Origin of the sequence: Pseudomonas sp. R3-52-08 (assembly GCF_003851745.1) — a bacterium.
In the GTDB taxonomy this organism is placed as follows: domain Bacteria; phylum Pseudomonadota; class Gammaproteobacteria; order Pseudomonadales; family Pseudomonadaceae; genus Aquipseudomonas.
Genome location: NZ_CP027730.1, coordinates 4556696 through 4573812, shown reverse-complemented (window position 1 = coordinate 4573812; position 17117 = coordinate 4556696). Strand labels below are relative to the sequence as shown.

The window sequence follows — 17117 nt, the reverse complement described above, 5'->3', positions numbered from 1 at the left end:
CTTAGACTCGTGTTGGGTTATCGGCCGATAGCTCTCTTTCAGTCAATTAGGGGTATTTCCATGATCGGACCAGTTTCGGCAGGTGGGTGGGCGACAGGCCTGTTGCAAGCGCTTTCAAATCCGCCGCAGGGCTTCAAGGGCGCATGTCAAATGTCTGTGGAAATGGCCAGCCGCGGCGGGGTCACCTCAGAATCGCTGGTGAAAGACACGTTCCGACAAATTGCCAGTATTGATCATGGGCTGCAGGGCGGTAACGCGTTCATAGAAACCAACCCGGATGCGCTCCAGCAAGCCAGGGCGCTGGACCTTGAACGTGAAAAAGGCCAGGTGCGCGGTTATTTGCACGGCGTTCCGATCGCGCTCAAGGATGTATTCGAAACCAAGGACCGGATGCAGACAAGCGCCGGTTCCAAGGCTCTGGTGGGCAAGGCCGCCACTCAAAATGCCAAGGTCGTGGACAACTTGCTGAAGGCCGGCGTGGTGGTTGTAGGTAAAACCAACATGAGCGAGCTGTCGAACTTCCGCTCTGAATTACCGGTGGATGGCTGGAGTTCCCGAGGGGGCCAGACGCTGAACCCGCATCGCTTGGGCGGGATGGTAGCAGGATCGAGCTCAGGTTCCGCCGTGGCGGTAGCCCAGGGGCATGTGCCGCTGGCGTTAGGGGTGGAAACCAGCGGATCGATCATTACTCCCGCGGCCTACAACGGCGTTTTTGGCTTGAAAACCTCCGTGGGCTTGCTGAGTACCGAGGGTGTCATGACCAGTTCACGCATGGATTCGATTGGCACGTTCACGCGCAATGTCTGCGATGCGGCAGAAGCGCTCAACGCCATGACCGAGACCACGCTTTATACCGAGGGACTGCGCTCCGATGCCTTGAAAGGCAAGCGAATTGGCTACACGCCTGTGCCTGAATTGTCCGTAGAGGAGGCCAAAGACCCCGCGAAGCGGGCGGACCGTAAGCATTACGCGGATGCGCTTGAGGTGTTGAAGTCTCAAGGTGCGATCCTGGTGCCCGTGGGAACGCTGGAGGATGGCGTCGCTGAGCAAACCTACGCCGATTACAACGAGGCGTTGTTTTCAGACGTCAAGCACCAATTGGAAGAGTATCTCGCAGGGCGCGAGGGTTTGCCTGTCAAATCGCTTTCGGAGCTGATTGCTTTCAATAAGCGTCACCAGCAGCCCGGTGAGCCCGACCAGAACCTGCTGGAGCTTATCAATGGCCTGGTGAGCACTCAGGACCAGCGCGATGAGCTGTGGGCGGCCATCATTCCGGTTTTCCAGAAAACCATCGATGATCCGATGAAAAAGCACAGGCTCGATGCGATGGTGTCGAACTTCCTCTCAAACAACTATTTTTTCAGCGCTGCGGCGGGTTACTCGGGAATGTCCATTCCGTCCGGGATGGATGATGAAGGGATGCCCACGGCGCTTTACCTTTACGGGTCGGCTAACAACGAAGCCACAGTGCTGTCGGCTGCCTATGTTTATGAGCAAGCCACACAGGCGATTAAACAGCCGGCATTCCGCCCTGGCGCGCCCTTTACGCCAGCACCCGTAATGACAGATAACGCGGTTGAGGGGCCTGCAGGCAACGTCTGAATATGATTCAGTTTCTGCTTGAAGCAGCATGAACGCGGGTTAATCCATTGCGTTGCCGGTGATCAGGCTGGACTCTACGCACCATTCGGTTGGGGAGTGGGTGACTCAATTGATGCAGCGGGTGAGCCCAGCAACCGAGAGAGGAGGCCCGGCGTCGCCGGTTCGGCCGACGCGCTGTCGAACCGGCGTTTACTCATCCCCCACCCCGGTGCGAACCCCGGGAAAAACACCAGCCCTTGCGCTTCCAGGCAAAATGCCAGGGCCAATCGAGTGTCATCATCCACGTCGCCATGGCTTTCCAATTGTTGAATGGCTTGCACCGTCACGCCAGCCTCGCGAGCCAGTGCTTCGCGGCTCCAGCCCAACACGATGCGCGCCTGGGCGCAGTGTTTGGCGGTGAATTGATGAAGGACGATCTGCTGTTCTACGTAAGAGCTCATTGCCAGAGAGGACATGGGGATTTCTCCAGGTTCGACAGGGGAGGCACAACTATACTGTGTTTTTATACAGTTGTTTGTACCGCTCATCAACTCAGGACAATGGGTGGCGTTTTTCAGTGTGCGTTTACTCCATCCCCGGCGCCTCCCGGATGATCAGATGATCCAGGTTTTCAATATTCGCGCTGAATATCCCGAACGTCTGTTCGGGGTTCTTCTGGCTCGGTACCTGCTTGAGCTGCGGCGTCACGCCATAGAAAAAGCAATACAACGGTCGTTCGCTGCCTGCAGCGGCCTTGATCTGCTCCAGGAATGCCGTGCGCTTGCGGTAGCTATCGAGCAGTTTCTTGCTCAGGTAGACGTTGACGGAGTAGGGCTTCTTGTCGAGCCATACCTTCTTTTCGAAATCGATGCGAACACTGTTGGTGTAGTCCTTGATGGCTTTGATCTTGCCCCAATAGATCAGGCCCTGGTTGTCTTGCAGGTATTCGATTTTCTTGAAAAACGTCCAGTACGTCACCGTGTGCTCGCCGATTTTCAACGGCATTGATTTGAGCTTGTCCTTGTCGTCGATATTCGACACGTAGCATTCCACCGGGTGGGCGAATACGCTGGTTTTATCCGGGGTGGTGTCGTTGTTGGCGTGGGATGTGGCGACTTGATTTGCAGGGGCTTTCGTTGGGTCTTGCAGGGCGACGTTCTCGGCGCCTGTCAGCGGGCTCCTACGTGCGTATTGACGTGGTGTGAGCACAAACTCCGAAGGGAAATTTTCCTCGCGCTCGTCATCGCTTTCACCGGTCGCGCTCTTATGCGTGCTGGCGTAGCGGCAACCGTCGATATGCCGGGTGCCGGTCTTGTTCTTGAAATGCGGCGTGCGCTGGTAGTTGACGTTTTTTGCGTTGAAGGTGCTCAGCGTATTGCCCTCATCAAACGCCGCACGGCACACATCGTTGGGGCAGAGAAAGCGCTCCTTGTCGGAATCGAAATCGGCGGTTTCGTCGAAATTCAGGTCTCGTACGTCATAGATTGACAGTTTGTCATCGAGACTCAGGCTGTAGGCCGTGTCGAATTTCATGGGGCTCGGGTCCGTGAGAGGTTTGGCTATTAATAGCGAGAACCTGCGCAAATATCAGCAAGAACTTGCAACCCGTTGCCCACTCAGGAAGCACAGTGTGCCCCCGGCTGTGGTCAATGCCGCCAAGTCATAAAACATGCTGGCCGGCGCGGCGTTGATCAGCAGGTACACGCAAATCAACGGCCCGATGACAATCAAATGTGGGAGGTGTCGAGCTTTAGCGAGGCTCCGATGGGACCACCTCAGTCTCCCAGCCACCCCTGTGCCCGCATCACCGCTGCAACCGAGCCCGCCTTTTCTTCTTCGCATGAAAATGCCGAAAATGCGCATCCTGCGCCGCCGCCAGCAACTCCCGATCCCCGCGCGTATCGCCCCAGGCCCGCAGCCGATACTCGCCCAGATCCCCATACACCGCCTCAAGCCGCAGCACCTTGTTCTCACAGCGGCAATTATTCCCCGTGAGCTTACCGGTCAACACCCCGTCGACTACCTCAAGCTCAGTCCCGATCAAACGGATCCCCAGCCGATCGGCAAACGGTTGCAACACCAACGCGGGCGACGCCGAACACAGCGTCACCACCGCCCCCGAGCCCAACTCCTGCTCCACCGACAACACGCCCGCCGGGCGCATCAACCGCGCCCAATTGCGCTGGCAATACTCCTCGGCCTTGCGCTGCACCCACGCCTTCTCCACCCCGGTCATAAAGGTGCGAATCAACTGCGCCTTCAACTCATCTCGGCTGATCTGCCGCACCAAAAAACGCAGCCCCGGCACCGCCAGCTTGACCATCCGGCCATAAAACGCGCCAGTGCCGAAGGCAAACTTGAGGAAGGGCACGAAACTGTCGTGGTGGGTGAGGGTGCCGTCGAAGTCAAAGACGGAAAGTACTTTGGCGTCAACGGGGCCGGCTTCGAGCATGTCTGGGTTCACGGGTGGTCCTTGATCAGGTGGAGCGGGATTTCATAACCTTGAGACTGGTCCCCGTTACGTGGGTTCAGGCTGATAACGGTTATGCAATTCAGATCGGCCAAGGGGACTGCTGTTGTTCTTCTACTGGCGATCAGCGAGGGAGTTTACCCGGTCGGGCATAGGAATGAACGTCGGAAGGTATCCGGCATTGCCACAGCGCGGACCAGGAAGAGCGTGTTGGCGGTCCGCCCGAACGCCAGCCCGGACGGACGACCTGCGAGATTCAGCGTGGCGAATGACCCGCAGACTGGAAATATTCAGCCACCTTTTGCAACCAGGTCTTGCTCGGCGGAACGCGTCGACGAGTTCTATTGAGCAAGAGATACGGCATATCCCGTAACCGAATCCAACCCTCATCCTGCCAATGCAGCAGGCTCAGCGACATCTCAGGCCAATCCAGCAAACTCAGCATCGGACGGTCTGTGGGTCGTGATAATTGTCCATCTCGCAAAGTCGGTACGACCTGATGGGTCAACCACTCCCGCAACAAGCGATGCCCGGGTGTGTAGTGATACACCAGTAATGCATACACGCCGGATTCGCTGATCATCAGCATATTCTCAAGCTGGCCGTGATAGCGGATTTCCAGCGTTTGCCGTTGATCCTCATCGAGCTTGCTGATCTTACGCTCGTCCAGATATAGCCCAGTGAGGCGCCCAAGGTCGCGGGCACAAAACCACGGCTGGTTCTCAAGGAGCAGAGCATGCAGTTGCAGGTTGTGGCGGGTGAAGACAGTAGGTTCATGCATGGCACACCTCCGGATCGGAGCGTGTTTGAGAAATGGTGCAGGTGCTGTGAACATCCTTAGCAGGGGATGCAAAGTATCCAGGCATTTCCGTTACCTCTGGTTGCTTTCTTAGGGCATGCGTTATGGGTGTCGGGAGCTAAGAAACCCACCAGAGACGGGCCGGACATATTCCCCTTTCGGGTCTTGTATTCGCCCACTCCCGACATAACGGGGATTTTTCACAGACGTAGAGAAACCGCTGGCGAAAAAAAGCCGCATGGCTGTCGGGTGCGGAGGACCGCTCTGGTTGAGGCGTTTCTTAGGCGCCGAGTTAGGAGGGTAGGTGTTCTGGCCTAATGATCCCGGACACCTCTTAAGGGCGATATGATTCGCCCAATCAGGAGGTTCCATGCAACAGCGAAAGACCTATACCCGCGAGTTCAAGCAACGTGCTGCAAGCATGGTTCTTGATGATAACTGCTCAGTTCCCGACGTCTGTGCATCCATGGCCGTTGGCCCTACGGCTCTGCGCCGCTGGGTGGATCAGGTTCGTAAAGAGCGTCACAAAGGGCAGCCAGTGGCAGGTACCAAGGCTATCAGCGACGAACAGCGAGAGCTTCAACAGCTACGAGCCAAGGTCAAGCGCCTGGAGACTGAGGCTGAAATCTTAAAAAAGGCTACGGCTCTCTTGATGTCGGATCCCGATCGTTTTTCCTGATCGAGGAACTGAGGGAGTCGAGTTCATATCCGACCAGCCTGCTTTGCAGCGCGCTAGGCGTTTCTCGTAGCGCGTTTTATGACTGGATCAAGCGTCGCTCAGCGCCGAATGCCGAGCGTGACGCGCTTAGAGCAAAAGTCGTGCAATTGCATGTCGAAAGCCGGGAAAGTGCAGGCGCGCGGATGATTTCTCAGCACTTGAAAGCCCAGCAGATCAAGGTGGGACGGTATTTAGTTGCAAAGCTCATGGCGGAGGCAAATCTGGCCAGCAAACAGCGCCGCCGCCATCAGTATCGCTCTAGAGGCGTCGAAGCGTTTGTGGCCAAGAACTTGCTTGAGCGTAACTTCGAGCCAACCGCAATTAATCAAGTCTGGTGCGGCGACGTTACCAGCCTGATGGTTGGGAAACGCTGGTATCACTTGGCAGCGGTCATTGATCTGTTCGCCCGCCGAATCGTTGGCTGGGCGTTTTCTCTGATCAATGACGCCAATCTGGTTAGCAGGGCGCTGAGAATGGCGGTGGAGGTTCGAGGCAAACATGCAGGCTTGATGTTTCATTCAGATCAAGGCTGCCAATACACCAGCCAGCACTTTCAATCCGAGCTGCTGGGGCATGGGATAACGCAAAGCATGAGCCGTAGGGGGCAGTGCTGGGACAACGCGCCAACAGAGCGTTTCTTCGGGACGCTCAAATCAGAGTGGGTGCCCACCAAAGGCTATACGACAGTTGAAGAAGCCAAGCAGGATATGACTTGCTTCTTCATGCGATACAACCGGATCAGGCTGCACAGCTACAACAACTACCTGTCGCCAATAGCCATGGAGCAGGAGGCGGCTTGATCACCGTAATCGGTGTCCGGAAAAACTTGACCAGAACAAGGTGGACGGTTGAAGGTGGTCAAGCTATCAAGACTATCCATCATATTTCAGCGGTGGTGCGATGACTATTGAGTTTGGGGTCGATCATTTTTTGGATTTCAGTTCGCAAAGCATCTCTGTTTTTTGTCTGGCATTCCCAGATGATCGATACGCGCCAACCTGCTGCTTCAAGTGCTCGCCGAGCCTTCGTATCTCTCTCAACGTTTTTTGCGAGCTTAGGTAACCAAAAATCTAATCTGCTTTTGGGCGTATATGCGTATTTACATCCGGGGTGCCTATGCCAGAAGCAGCCGTGAACGAATAAACATAATCGGCGCTTTGGGAATACCATATCTGGCGTGCCCGGTAGATGCTTTTGGTGTAAGCGATAGCGAAGCCCCAGCTCATGGCATAGGGATCGAACAGTCATTTCAGGCTTGGTGTTTTTGCCCTTGATTTTGGACATGTTTCTGGACCGCTGTTCTGGGGTGACGGTGTCTGCACTCATTCAGGATCTACCCCTATCGAAAGAATTTTTCTTCCCAACCGCCGGCATCGCACCCTCAATTCCGACATTGCCTAGGTAATTAGGTAATTAGGTGAAGGGTTCGTACTGGCCCGTTGGACCTCCCGCGTCCTTTACGGGTCGATGACAAGTGGATATGGTGAGTGGCATTGCGCCACTTCTGGCTTCTTGGTCATGTTCAACATAAATGATGTCTGACATGCTCCGTGTCAAACTCGATCACCTTTCGTAAATGTTATCTTAATGCCAGCTTTAGGTTGGCAAGCTAGAGAATTGAATATAGACAAGGAGTCGACCCTGAAATCAGTTAGCAGCCATCCCATTCGCCGGATCATTATTGCGAAAGCGACTTATGAGGCGGGTGCATGGGCATTTGGGGCATTCCATGGCTAAGCTCAACCCTTTACTGCGCATGGCGACCATTGCTGGTGTTGAGGTCGCGGTCAAGCTCCATATAGCACGGGGCGATGATCTCGATGCCCGCGACGGCAGAGGTGCGACGCCCCTAATGTTGGCCTCTTCCCGAAAAAAAGCGGGAATTGTACAGCTATTGCTGGCAGCTGGAGCAAATCCTGATGTGCTCGATGCTGAAGGTAGAGATGCTCTCGCATACGCGGAGAAGGCGGAATGTACTCAATGCATTGCACTGTTGAGGGAGGCATTTAGTCGTAACACCGGATTAAATGAAAATTGCGTGTACGACCAAGTTTCGACTCAGACTAGAGTGGAGATGGTGGTACCCCTTTCCTCCTTGTTGAGCGAATCGTCTTATCAGGAAGCGAAAGGGGAGACGGCTGACTTGACGAATTATGTCGATGACCTGGTCGAATCTGAGTCTCGTCGAGTTATCCATAATGAAATCTCCTTTCTCAACGAGCACGAGAATGTAGTTGTGACCGCCAAGGGGGATACACACATCGACCTTGACGACGAGCCCCTAGATTTGGGATTCGAAGGCAATTGGATAGCGGAGGCTGAAGCGACTGCCCCGAAGGGGGATGTAACCGTTGCGAAAGTAATTAGCGTAATCCAAGAAACTATCGGTCGGCACAAGGCAATCGACACCGATATCGAATGGGACGATATCGCACTGTTCCTTCCCGAAAGGGCGCTTCTCCTAACGGATGATAATGAGCGTGTCCGTGGTCTGCTATTTAGAGGGCTGCGTGAAGGTACTGTTTCGGAGACTGCTCTAATCGATGTATGTCGAGGAGCAGACATCTCACAAAGTCGTAATGAAGAAGCTGAACGTCTGCTGACTTTCGTGTTGGGCGACCTCGGTGTAGTGATCGATGAGTGGATAGGGTTGGCCGAGCAGTCGAATCTTCTCGATCCTACATCGGAAGAAGAACTTACGTTGTCGGAGGCCTTGGAGTTCGTGGACGACCTGGCATCAGGTCGCAATGAGCCGCTTAGATTCTACGCAAAGGGACTGAAGAAAGACTTACTTCTCGCCGCAGAGGAAGTCTCTTTAGGCCGCGAGATGGAGGCGGCAAGAAACGAAGCATTAGATGCCTTATCTTGCTGGCCCGGAGGTCTTAGTGTCATTTTCGAGGCGGCTGAAAAGGTAGCTTGCCGAGAGGAAAGTCATGAGTTTTTCACCTCTGGTCATGATCTTGTCAGAGACGACGTAGGGGACGCTAGCTTAGGAGAGACCTCGTCCGTTGATAAGGTTGAGTTCGAGGAAAACGAGTTAGGACTTCACTCGGAAGCGTCAGCGTTTGTATCAGCGGTGTCAGCGGCGCGCTCCGCCAGTAATGACTCCATAAAGGTTCGTGAAGCGCTTGCGGCCGCCTGTCTTTACCGGGGCTTCCTGCTGAAACTATCGAAGATGGCTGATTGCGATTCGGCCTTCTCCTCAGCAATTCGACGCGGAGAAGTGGCGAGGGAGAGGATGATTCTCTTCAACCTTCGGTTGGTGCTTTCTATAGCCAAAAAATATCTTTGGTCTGAGCTTCCTTTTGATGATCTGGTTCAGGAGGGCAATATAGGCCTTATGAAGGCCGTTGAGCGCTTTGACTGGCGCAAAGGGTTTAGATTTTCCACTTATGCTACGTGGTGGATTCGTCAGCATATTTCGCGCGCAATCTCTAATACGGAGCGGACGATTCGGGTGCCCGTACACATGCAAGATTTGGTAAGGAGCATGTTGCATGAGCGAGATGAGTTCGAGGCTAAGACCGGGCGTCCTGAAACCGAGCGCGAGACATCACGTCGAACGGGGATAGCCCTCGATAAGCTCAAGCTTCTTTTGACCGTTTCCGAGAAAGTCAGCAGCTTGGATGCGAACCTTGAAGGCACGTCGGAATCCTTGCTCGATTTCCTCCCCGAAGAGGAATCATCGGACCCGGCTGTCGTTGTAGAAGCAGCTTCTCTTCGAGCAATTTTGGTCGGCATGATAGGGGAACTTGACGAACGCTCGGCCGAAGTCATAACCCTTCGTTTTGGTTTCGGTTTGGATTTCGACGAGGCCATGACCTTGGAAGAGATAGGTCTACGGTTCGATGTGACACGTGAGCGGATCCGACAAATCGAGTCGAAGGCGCTTAAAAAGCTACGTCACCCTGTCAGGATGGCAAAGCTAGCTTTGTTCTTGGGCGATTACTTGGGTCTAAAGGAAGCCCCTTGTCCGGAGTCCAGATCAGAGGAAGTGGCAGTCAAAACTACTGAGAACTCCAGTGCGGTCGAGCCTCATCGATCGGTTCCCGAGGGTTTAGAGCCCGCTCATCAGGTTTTTGAGTAAGAGTCTGGGGTCGGAGTTTCAGGTAGCGGTGAATGCCTCTCAACTAAATATCCAGCTAACTGATATTTTGAATGAGGTCAGGGCTCTTGGTATTAGTGTTGAGGAGGAAGGTTCGGATGATCGCCGCATTCACATATCACTACCAACACAGCCGGATGCGCGGGTTCGTAAAGTTGCCCGTAGAATGATTGATGTTGGTTTCACACTTCTTTCCGGAACTACCTACGTCAAATGAACGAACGCACAAGGTATGCCCCGCCGCGAGCCGGCGCGATGTTGGAAGCCCTGCGTGGTCTCGGATACTCGACTGCCGCGGCCCTCGCTGACGTGATTGATAACGGCATTTCCGCAGGAGCATCAGAGGTTCATGTGACGTTTGAATGGGATGGTGAGAGAAGCAGGATCTCCATCTTAGACAACGGGCGGGGGATGGACGATGACGAGTTAGAGGTAGCCATGACGCTGGGGGCTAAGAATCCTCTGGATGAACGCTCCGCCAATGATCTAGGTCGTTTTGGGATGGGCTTAAAAACGGCATCCTTTTCTCAATGCCGCTGCCTTACTGTCGCTTCTAGAAGGATGAGTGGTCCTGTTTCCTGCCTACGTTGGGATCTTGATGCCATTGCTGCGTCGACAGACGTCGGATGGAGGATGTTCGAAGGTCCGGCTCATGGTTCCGAGGCTTTTATTGGTGCAGTGGATAGGCTTCACTCAGGAACAATGGTCCTTTGGGAAAAGCTGGATCGAATCGTTACTCTTGGTTATACCCTCAATCATTTTGCCGACTTGGTCGACGACATCGAACGACGTTTCGCAATGATTTTTCATCGACTGTTAGAAGATGCAAGCCCGGTTATTCGACTGTATATCAATGGAAAATCAGTCGTCCCGTGGGATCCCTTTATGACAGGGCATCCCTCTAAACCATGGCATTCTCCGGTCGCTCGAATTCTTACACCATCGGGTCTTGTTGAAGCTCAATGCCATGTCCTACCACACAAGGATCGACTTTCTGACGACGAGTTTAGTCGGGCTGGAGGGACAGAAGGATGGACCTCTCAACAAGGGTTTTACGTCTATCGGAATCATCGGTTGCTTCTGGCAGGAGGTTGGCTTGGGTTAGGTCAGGGGCGCGCATGGAACCGAGAAGAGCCTCATAGGCTCGCTAGAATCAGGTTGGACATACCTAATACTGCTGATTCTGCATGGAAGATCGACGTCAAAAAATCCACCGCTCGGCCTCCCGTCACAGTGCGCCCATGGCTTACGAAACTAGCTGAAGACACTAGAGAAAGGGCCAGGAGAGTATTTGCTTTTCGTGGCACGCCGACGCTCGGACCTGGAGGTCTCAAAGTTGAGCAACAGGCATGGCGTGTCGAAAGGCTCAAGAACGGTGTGCGCTACCGTATCGATGAGAGGCATCCTACAGTGGCAGCGGTGATTGAGGCGGTTGGGGGTAGTGCTGGTCTTGTTCGAGCCATGTTACGGGTCGTCGAAGAAACAGTGCCTGTACAGCGCATTTGGCTCGACACCGCGGAGAACAAGGATACTCCACGTACTGGTTTTGAAGGGGAGCCCAACGCAGCCGTAATCGAGGTTGCAATCGTATTATTTAACGATTTGATCGAGCGCAAAGGGCTTAGCGTTGAAGATGCTCGTAAATCGATGCTCAGGACCGAGCCCTTTCAGAATTACCCACTACTTATAGCTACATTAGGAGAGAGCGTATGACCTCAGCGGAAGAGACGGCATCGCAGGTTGAGTTGCTGGAAAACGTTATCGCTACTGCACAGCGATTAGTAAAGGCTGAGAAGGATAAGTCTAAAATTACGCCGACGCTTATTGCCGAAAAAATCCGACTTGCGACTGCAATGTTTGCTGGCAACTCAATGTACGCAGTGGATCAAGGGAAGGCTCTTGTCACGCTGATCCAAAGGTTTAGCCACTGGATCGGAAAATCAACCACACTAAAAGACAACATTGGTCACTTTGACTGGCTAACCGCAGCTCGCAAAGGGGATTGGCATTACTGGCGGCGTTACGAGGACTTTTTGGAATCGAAGCTTTCCAATACGGTAGTCGAGGGGCTTGATGAGGCCACTGACGATATTCTAGGTCTGCTGGAAGATCCGAAGCGTGGAGATGACTGGGATCGCCGAGGGCTCGTTGTAGGGCATGTGCAGTCTGGTAAAACCAGCAACTATTCTGGGCTTATATGTAAAGCAGCGGACGCAGGCTACAAAATCATCATCGTTCTCGCGGGCATGCACAACAACCTGCGCTCGCAAACGCAGATGCGACTAGAAGAAAGCTTTCTAGGCTACGAGACGACAGCAGGCCGCGATCCGGGAGCACCTATAGGCGTAGCTGAGTTCGGTGAGGATCTAAAGACTAACTCTGCTACCACGCGCGCGGAAAACGGTGACTTCAGTAAAGCCATTGCTAGGCACTTTCACGGTATCTCTCCTGAAGAGCGGCCATGGCTCTTTGTGGTCAAGAAGCAAAAAACCGTTTTAACCGCTCTTTTGGACTGGATACAGAACCGAGTTGCCGATAGCACAGACGCGAGCGATGGGCGAAAATTAGTTACGAAGCTGCCTCTACTGATGGTTGATGACGAGGCAGATAATGCTTCCGTCGATACAGGCGAGCAAATGTTCAACGATGATGGAACGCCGGACGAAGAGCATCAGCCTAAAACTATCAATAGCCTTATCCGTCAATTGCTGCATGCATTCTCTCGCAAAGCTTATGTCGGATACACGGCTACTCCCTTCGCCAACATCTTCATCCATCATAAGGGCGCGACGGCCAAAGAGGGTCCAGATCTCTTTCCAAGGTCTTTTATCATTAATCTTGCAGCCCCTTCCAATTACGTGGGGCCCGCCCGCATGTTTGGCAAGATGACCCAAGAAGGACGTAAAGGCGCGCTTCCCCTATCGAGGAATATTGCAGATCACTACGCTCCCGAAAATGGCTCAGGGTGGATGCCGCCAAAACATAAGAAAATTCATGTCCCGACCCACGATGGGCAGCAGATCATTCCTCCTTCACTACAAGAGGCAATAAGTGCCTTCGTTTTAGCTTGTGCGGTTCGAGAGCTACGCGGCCAAGGGAAAGAGCACAGTTCTATGTTGGTTCACGTCACCCGCTATGTAGATGTGCAGAACCATGTGCGCGAACAGATTGAGACAGCCGTTCGCCACATGCGTCAGAAGATCACTCGCGGCCTCGGTGCCCATGAGCAATTGGCTCAATTGCACAAACTGTGGGATGAGGATTTTCTCCCCATCCGCGATCAGGTCGCGGCACTCTCTCCGGTTGAGGAGCGGCCACCAACCATGCCGAGTTGGGACGATATACTTACTGTGTTGCCTAACGTGCTGGATGATATCCAAGTCCGCTCAATTAATGGCACGGCCAAAGATGCTCTCGACTATGCAACACCCGGTGCGGTGCTAAAAGTGATTGCTGTCGGAGGTGACAAGCTTGCTAGGGGGCTAACGCTGGAGGGGCTGTGTGTAAGCTATTTCGTGCGTACAACAAAGATGTACGACACGCTCATGCAAATGGGACGCTGGTTTGGCTATCGTCCAGGTTATCTTGATCTATGTCGCCTCTACACATCTTCTGATCTGGTAAAGTGGTTCGGGCACATCGCCGATGCTGCAGAGGAGTTGCGGGATGAGTTCGATTTTATGGCTGAAGCTAAGCTGACGCCAGAGCAATACGGCCTAAAGGTTATGTCTCATGAGGTGCTTACTGTCACCTCTCCTTTGAAGATGCGAAACGCACAAACGCTTTCTTTGACCTATAGCGGCACACGCCCACAAACAATTCTTTTTCATCGCGATGCTAGGATTCAGCAACAGAATCTCGACGCGACTGATGCTCTGATCGATTCACTCGGTAACTCATGGGAGGGGTCACCAAAGTATGCTCGTGACGGTGATTCCGACTCTTGGCCAAGTGCTCGTCTCTGGAAAAATGTTGATGTGTCTAAAGTACAATCGTTCCTTGGCGAGTATGCGACCCATCCGAATGCTACAAGTGCAAAAGCCTTTTTGCTGTCGGAATTTATCGGCAAGATGGTCGCTACTGGGCAATTGAAAAAGTGGAGCGTTGCACTGCTTGCAGGTGGTAATGGCTCTGGAGACGAGCACGTCTTCCCTGGTGGTGTACCTTCAAACACGTACTCAGTACGCAAAACTGAAGATTCGGTTGATCCTGAGAAAATTGATCCCAAAAGCTTTGCTATTGGTGTGCTAACCGATCCTAAAGATGAAGGTATTGACCTTGACGACGACGTTTGGCGCGAGGCGTTGGCCCTAACTCGTGCAGCTTGGAAACCTGAACCAACTCGAGGGCGGACGTCGCCGCCAACCTTCCCAAGTGGTAGGGGGATTCGTGAAACTCGTGAAAAGGTTGGTGGGGAGGCGGACTGCGGATTGCTTTTGCTTTATCCACTAACGCCTTACATCTACAAGGAAAAGACCCCGGATCGTTTGATTGTCCCCGGATGGAGCAAGCCTATTATGGCGTTCGCTATTGCATTTCCTAGTAGTGACAATCCGATAAGCGTTGAATATGAAGTTAACCTTCTCTACTGGATGCAAGAGTATGGCCCGTCCGAATGAAGAGTGCCTGATAGCGTGGTCCTCATTGTCAGGAAATGACTCTACGTCAGGCTGGCAGGTTATTTCACTGGCTCCTGCTGGCCCCGTTGGGGTACAGGCGGGAAGGCGTTCCCCGGCCAATGTCGAAGCAATACTTTTTTGCTTCCCCACTGCAAAGTTGGCTCGTACCGAAACGTTGCCTGAGGGGCAGGGCTTTTTAATCGAGATCGCCGATCCGGAGATATATGGTGGGCTTAGATTGGCGCTCACTAGAAAAGAGGCCGGTAGCACTGAGCTTTTCGCTGCAATGGTCCGCGATGTTGTCTGTCTTTTAGACGACGTCTCCGCAACTAGCGTTGACGAAAATAAGTTATTGAGGGTTTTGATTGGTCGCGTAGTCGCTTGGAAGCAGTTCATGTCGCGAGGCGCGAGCCCTCTCAGTCCCGAAGTAGAACTCGGTTTGGCGGGCGAACTTAACTTCATGATTGGTCTTTTGGAATCGGGCGTATCCGCTGAGGAAGTGCTTCGGGCCTGGGTGGGGCCTGATGATGCTCCCCAAGATTTCCTGTTGGGGTATGGGGCTGTTGAAGTTAAAGCTACGATGTCCAGCGCTGGCTTTCCTGTGAAAATAGCCTCCCTTGAGCAATTGGACGACTCCGTGGCTTCGCCTCTCTTTCTCGCTGCCGTGCGTTTTTCGCGCCATGAGAGTGGGTTCACTCTTCCCGAAATGATCGCAGAGACAGAGCGTCAGTTGGGCGGCGACCCAGTTATGGTCAACCTTCTTAAAGAAAGGCTTATGGCCTCTGGTTACTTCGACGGCCACATGAGTTACTACACCCGAAAATTTAAATTGAAGGAGAGGCTGGTTTTTTCTGTTTCTAATGGCTTTCCGAGGTTGACCTCGGGATTAGTGCCAGCTGGAGTTACACGCGTCGTCTACGAAGTCAATCTGGATCACGCTGGAGTTTTCCTCTCGGATCTCCATACGGCTTTAAAATTACTAGGAGTAACTGTGGATGACGCTTGATGAATTTTTCGTCGAAACTAAGGCCGAGGTAGCGACCCTGATGTCTGATGGTGCCCCGTTTGGAGAACTCGTTTTCTCCGAAGTGGTAATGCAACATCTTGTTGATGCGGGAATGACTTTTGATCCGGTTATTTGCCATTTCCAGGGGAAAGTAGGCAACGCGAATTTGCGCCTGAGTGGTTATTCCATGTCGGAAGACGCTGACCAACTTGATCTATTCGTAAGTTTATACGAAGGTTTCGACGAGCTGCACCCTATTCCCGACCTAGACATCAAAACGGCAGCGGCTCAATGTGTTCGGTTTTTGGAGCTGTGTGCCGCTGGGAGAATTGCAGAAAAACTCGACCCTTCAAGCGATGTACACTCCCTTGCATTGACGATTCGAGAAATTTATAACGGGCTAGAACAAGTTCGTGTCTACGTACTTACGGACGGTATAGCTAAGTCGAAGAGTTTCAAGGCCCGAGATGTTGGCGGTAAATATGTCAAGCTTGAAGTCATGGATATCGAACGGCTGTACCGTCATCGTTCTGAGGGTAAGCCTCGAGATGAGTTAGTCCTCGACTTCAATGAAGTGTCTGGCTCTCCACTTCCGTGCGTCTTTGTACCTGGGGAGACAGGTGACTATGACTACGCACTTACAGCTATACCAGGCGAAGCGCTCCGGTTTGTTTATGAAAAGTTCGGGCCCCGTCTACTTGAGGCTAATGTGCGCTCATTTTTAAGTGTGAAAGCGAAGGGTGTGAATGCAGGGCTTCAAAATACTTTGCGAAATTCTCCGGAACGATTTATGGCATATAACAACGGCATCGTACTGGTTGCTGATGAGATGCGGCTCGGTCGCGCCTCAGATGGGTCACCGGGTATCTCGTGGTTGCGAGGTATGCAAATTGTTAATGGTGGCCAAACTACTGCTTCAATTTTCTTCGCCAAGAAAAAATATGCTGATACGGACTTAAGCAAGGTTCGTGTTCCGGCCAAAATTATTGTTATGAAAGAGCAAGATCCTGCTAAAGAAGAGGCGCTTGTTTCAGATATTTCGCGTTATGCCAATAGTCAAAATGCTGTTCGACAGTCAGATCTATCCGCCAACAAACCGTTCCATGTTGATATTGAGCGTCTGTCGCTTTCTGTTTATTGCCCTGATGGTACTGGGCGATGGTTTTATGAGAGAGCTGCAGGCAGCTACAATACCCTTCTCGCTCGTGATGGTGTCACGCCAGCGAAGCTCCGTGCCCTCAAGGAGTCAGTACCTACCTCAAGGAAGATCACAAAAACTGAGTTAGCGAAGTACTTTACCGCGTGGGATGGCCAAGCTGATGTCGTCAGCCTAGGTGCGCAGAAATGCTTTGATCGATTCATGTCTCGCATGACTGAGATGGAGGTTGACGGAGCGGCCTTTACTCCGGATGTTGCCTATTTCAAAGCAATTGTCTCGAAAGCTTTGTTATTTAAAGCAGTACATAAAGCTGCGCGACCATTGGTGCCAGCCTTTCTCGCAAACGTTGCTGCTTACACTGTTGCTTTAATTTCTACTGCTTACGGTGATTCCTTTAACCTTGACCGCATCTGGGCCAGGCAAGGTGTTTCTCATCAACTCATTAAGCAAATAGAAATCTGGGCTCGGGAAGTTAATGATCGTCTTCATGAAACCGCAAACGGCAGGATGATCTCTGAATGGGCAAAGCGTCCTGAGTGTCGCGAGGCTATGTTTTCCCAACCGTTTTCTCCTCCGTTTGCAGATATTCCCGAGACACTCTGATATTCGTGCTCGCAGGGAAGGCGCATAACGTTGGTGATGGCTTGGTAAGCGTAAGGA

Annotated in this window: 13 protein-coding genes; 8 read left to right on the top strand and 5 right to left on the bottom strand. The window is 52.8% G+C overall.

Annotation, left to right across the window (positions count from 1 at the left end; all coding sequences use genetic code 11):
* Nucleotides 1-150 precede the first annotated feature (150 nt).
* Nucleotides 151-1602 carry an amidase family protein gene (locus tag C4J91_RS21010; RefSeq protein WP_124365200.1) on the top strand — a complete coding sequence of 484 codons (1452 nt, stop codon included), beginning with the start codon at nt 151-153 and terminating at the stop codon, nt 1600-1602.
* Between the two features lie 74 nt (nt 1603-1676).
* Here the strand turns inward: C4J91_RS21010 and C4J91_RS21005 are convergent, their stop codons facing one another.
* The 4 genes from C4J91_RS21005 to C4J91_RS20985 form a co-directional block, all read right to left on the bottom strand.
* Nucleotides 1677-2057 (bottom strand): helix-turn-helix transcriptional regulator, encoded by a 381-nt coding sequence (locus C4J91_RS21005; RefSeq protein WP_124364070.1) that lies wholly within the window; start codon nt 2055-2057, stop codon nt 1677-1679.
* Between the two features lie 109 nt (nt 2058-2166).
* Nucleotides 2167-3114: a hypothetical protein gene (locus C4J91_RS21000; RefSeq protein ID WP_124364069.1), complete on the bottom strand. Its 948-nt coding sequence runs from the start codon at nt 3112-3114 to the stop codon at nt 2167-2169.
* 271 nt (nt 3115-3385) lie between these two features.
* Nucleotides 3386-4033, bottom strand: a complete 648-nt coding sequence (locus tag C4J91_RS20990) for an HAD-IB family hydrolase (protein WP_124365199.1) — start codon at nt 4031-4033, stop codon at nt 3386-3388.
* A 274-nt stretch (nt 4034-4307) separates the two neighbouring features.
* Nucleotides 4308-4832: a Bro-N domain-containing protein gene (locus tag C4J91_RS20985; protein WP_124364068.1), complete on the bottom strand. Its 525-nt coding sequence runs from the start codon at nt 4830-4832 to the stop codon at nt 4308-4310.
* A gap of 388 nt (nt 4833-5220) precedes the next feature.
* Between C4J91_RS20985 and C4J91_RS27880 the strand changes: the two genes are divergently transcribed.
* Nucleotides 5221-5529, top strand: a complete 309-nt coding sequence (locus C4J91_RS27880) for a transposase (protein WP_256681590.1) — start codon at nt 5221-5223, stop codon at nt 5527-5529.
* Complete coding sequence (locus C4J91_RS20980) at nt 5526-6368, top strand: IS3 family transposase (protein ID WP_305955274.1); 843 nt, start codon at nt 5526-5528, stop codon at nt 6366-6368. The genes C4J91_RS27880 and C4J91_RS20980 overlap by 4 nt, the downstream gene beginning before the upstream one ends.
* 79 nt (nt 6369-6447) lie before the next feature.
* Here the strand turns inward: C4J91_RS20980 and C4J91_RS20975 are convergent, their stop codons facing one another.
* A complete protein-coding gene (locus tag C4J91_RS20975) occupies nt 6448-6894 on the bottom strand; it encodes a very short patch repair endonuclease (protein WP_124364067.1) in 447 nt (148 codons plus the stop codon).
* A gap of 403 nt (nt 6895-7297) precedes the next feature.
* On the opposite strand from C4J91_RS20975, the gene C4J91_RS20970 reads away from it, so the two are divergent.
* The 5 genes from C4J91_RS20970 (at nt 7298) to C4J91_RS20950 (ending at nt 17060) form a co-directional block, all read left to right on the top strand.
* Nucleotides 7298-9655, top strand: coding sequence for a sigma-70 family RNA polymerase sigma factor (locus C4J91_RS20970; RefSeq protein ID WP_164484563.1), 2358 nt, complete (start codon nt 7298-7300; stop codon nt 9653-9655).
* Between the two features lie 273 nt (nt 9656-9928).
* On the top strand, nt 9929-11386 hold the full coding sequence (locus C4J91_RS20965; protein ID WP_164484562.1) for an ATP-binding protein: 1458 nt from the start codon (nt 9929-9931) through the stop codon (nt 11384-11386).
* Nucleotides 11383-14292, top strand: a complete 2910-nt coding sequence (locus C4J91_RS20960) for a Z1 domain-containing protein (protein ID WP_124364064.1) — start codon at nt 11383-11385, stop codon at nt 14290-14292. Before C4J91_RS20965 ends, C4J91_RS20960 begins: the two co-directional genes overlap by 4 nt.
* Complete coding sequence (locus C4J91_RS20955) at nt 14276-15298, top strand: PD-(D/E)XK motif protein (protein WP_124364063.1); 1023 nt, start codon at nt 14276-14278, stop codon at nt 15296-15298. Before C4J91_RS20960 ends, C4J91_RS20955 begins: the two co-directional genes overlap by 17 nt.
* Complete coding sequence (locus C4J91_RS20950; RefSeq protein WP_124364062.1) at nt 15288-17060, top strand: AIPR family protein; 1773 nt, start codon at nt 15288-15290, stop codon at nt 17058-17060. The genes C4J91_RS20955 and C4J91_RS20950 overlap by 11 nt, the downstream gene beginning before the upstream one ends.
* Nucleotides 17061-17117 lie beyond the last annotated feature (57 nt).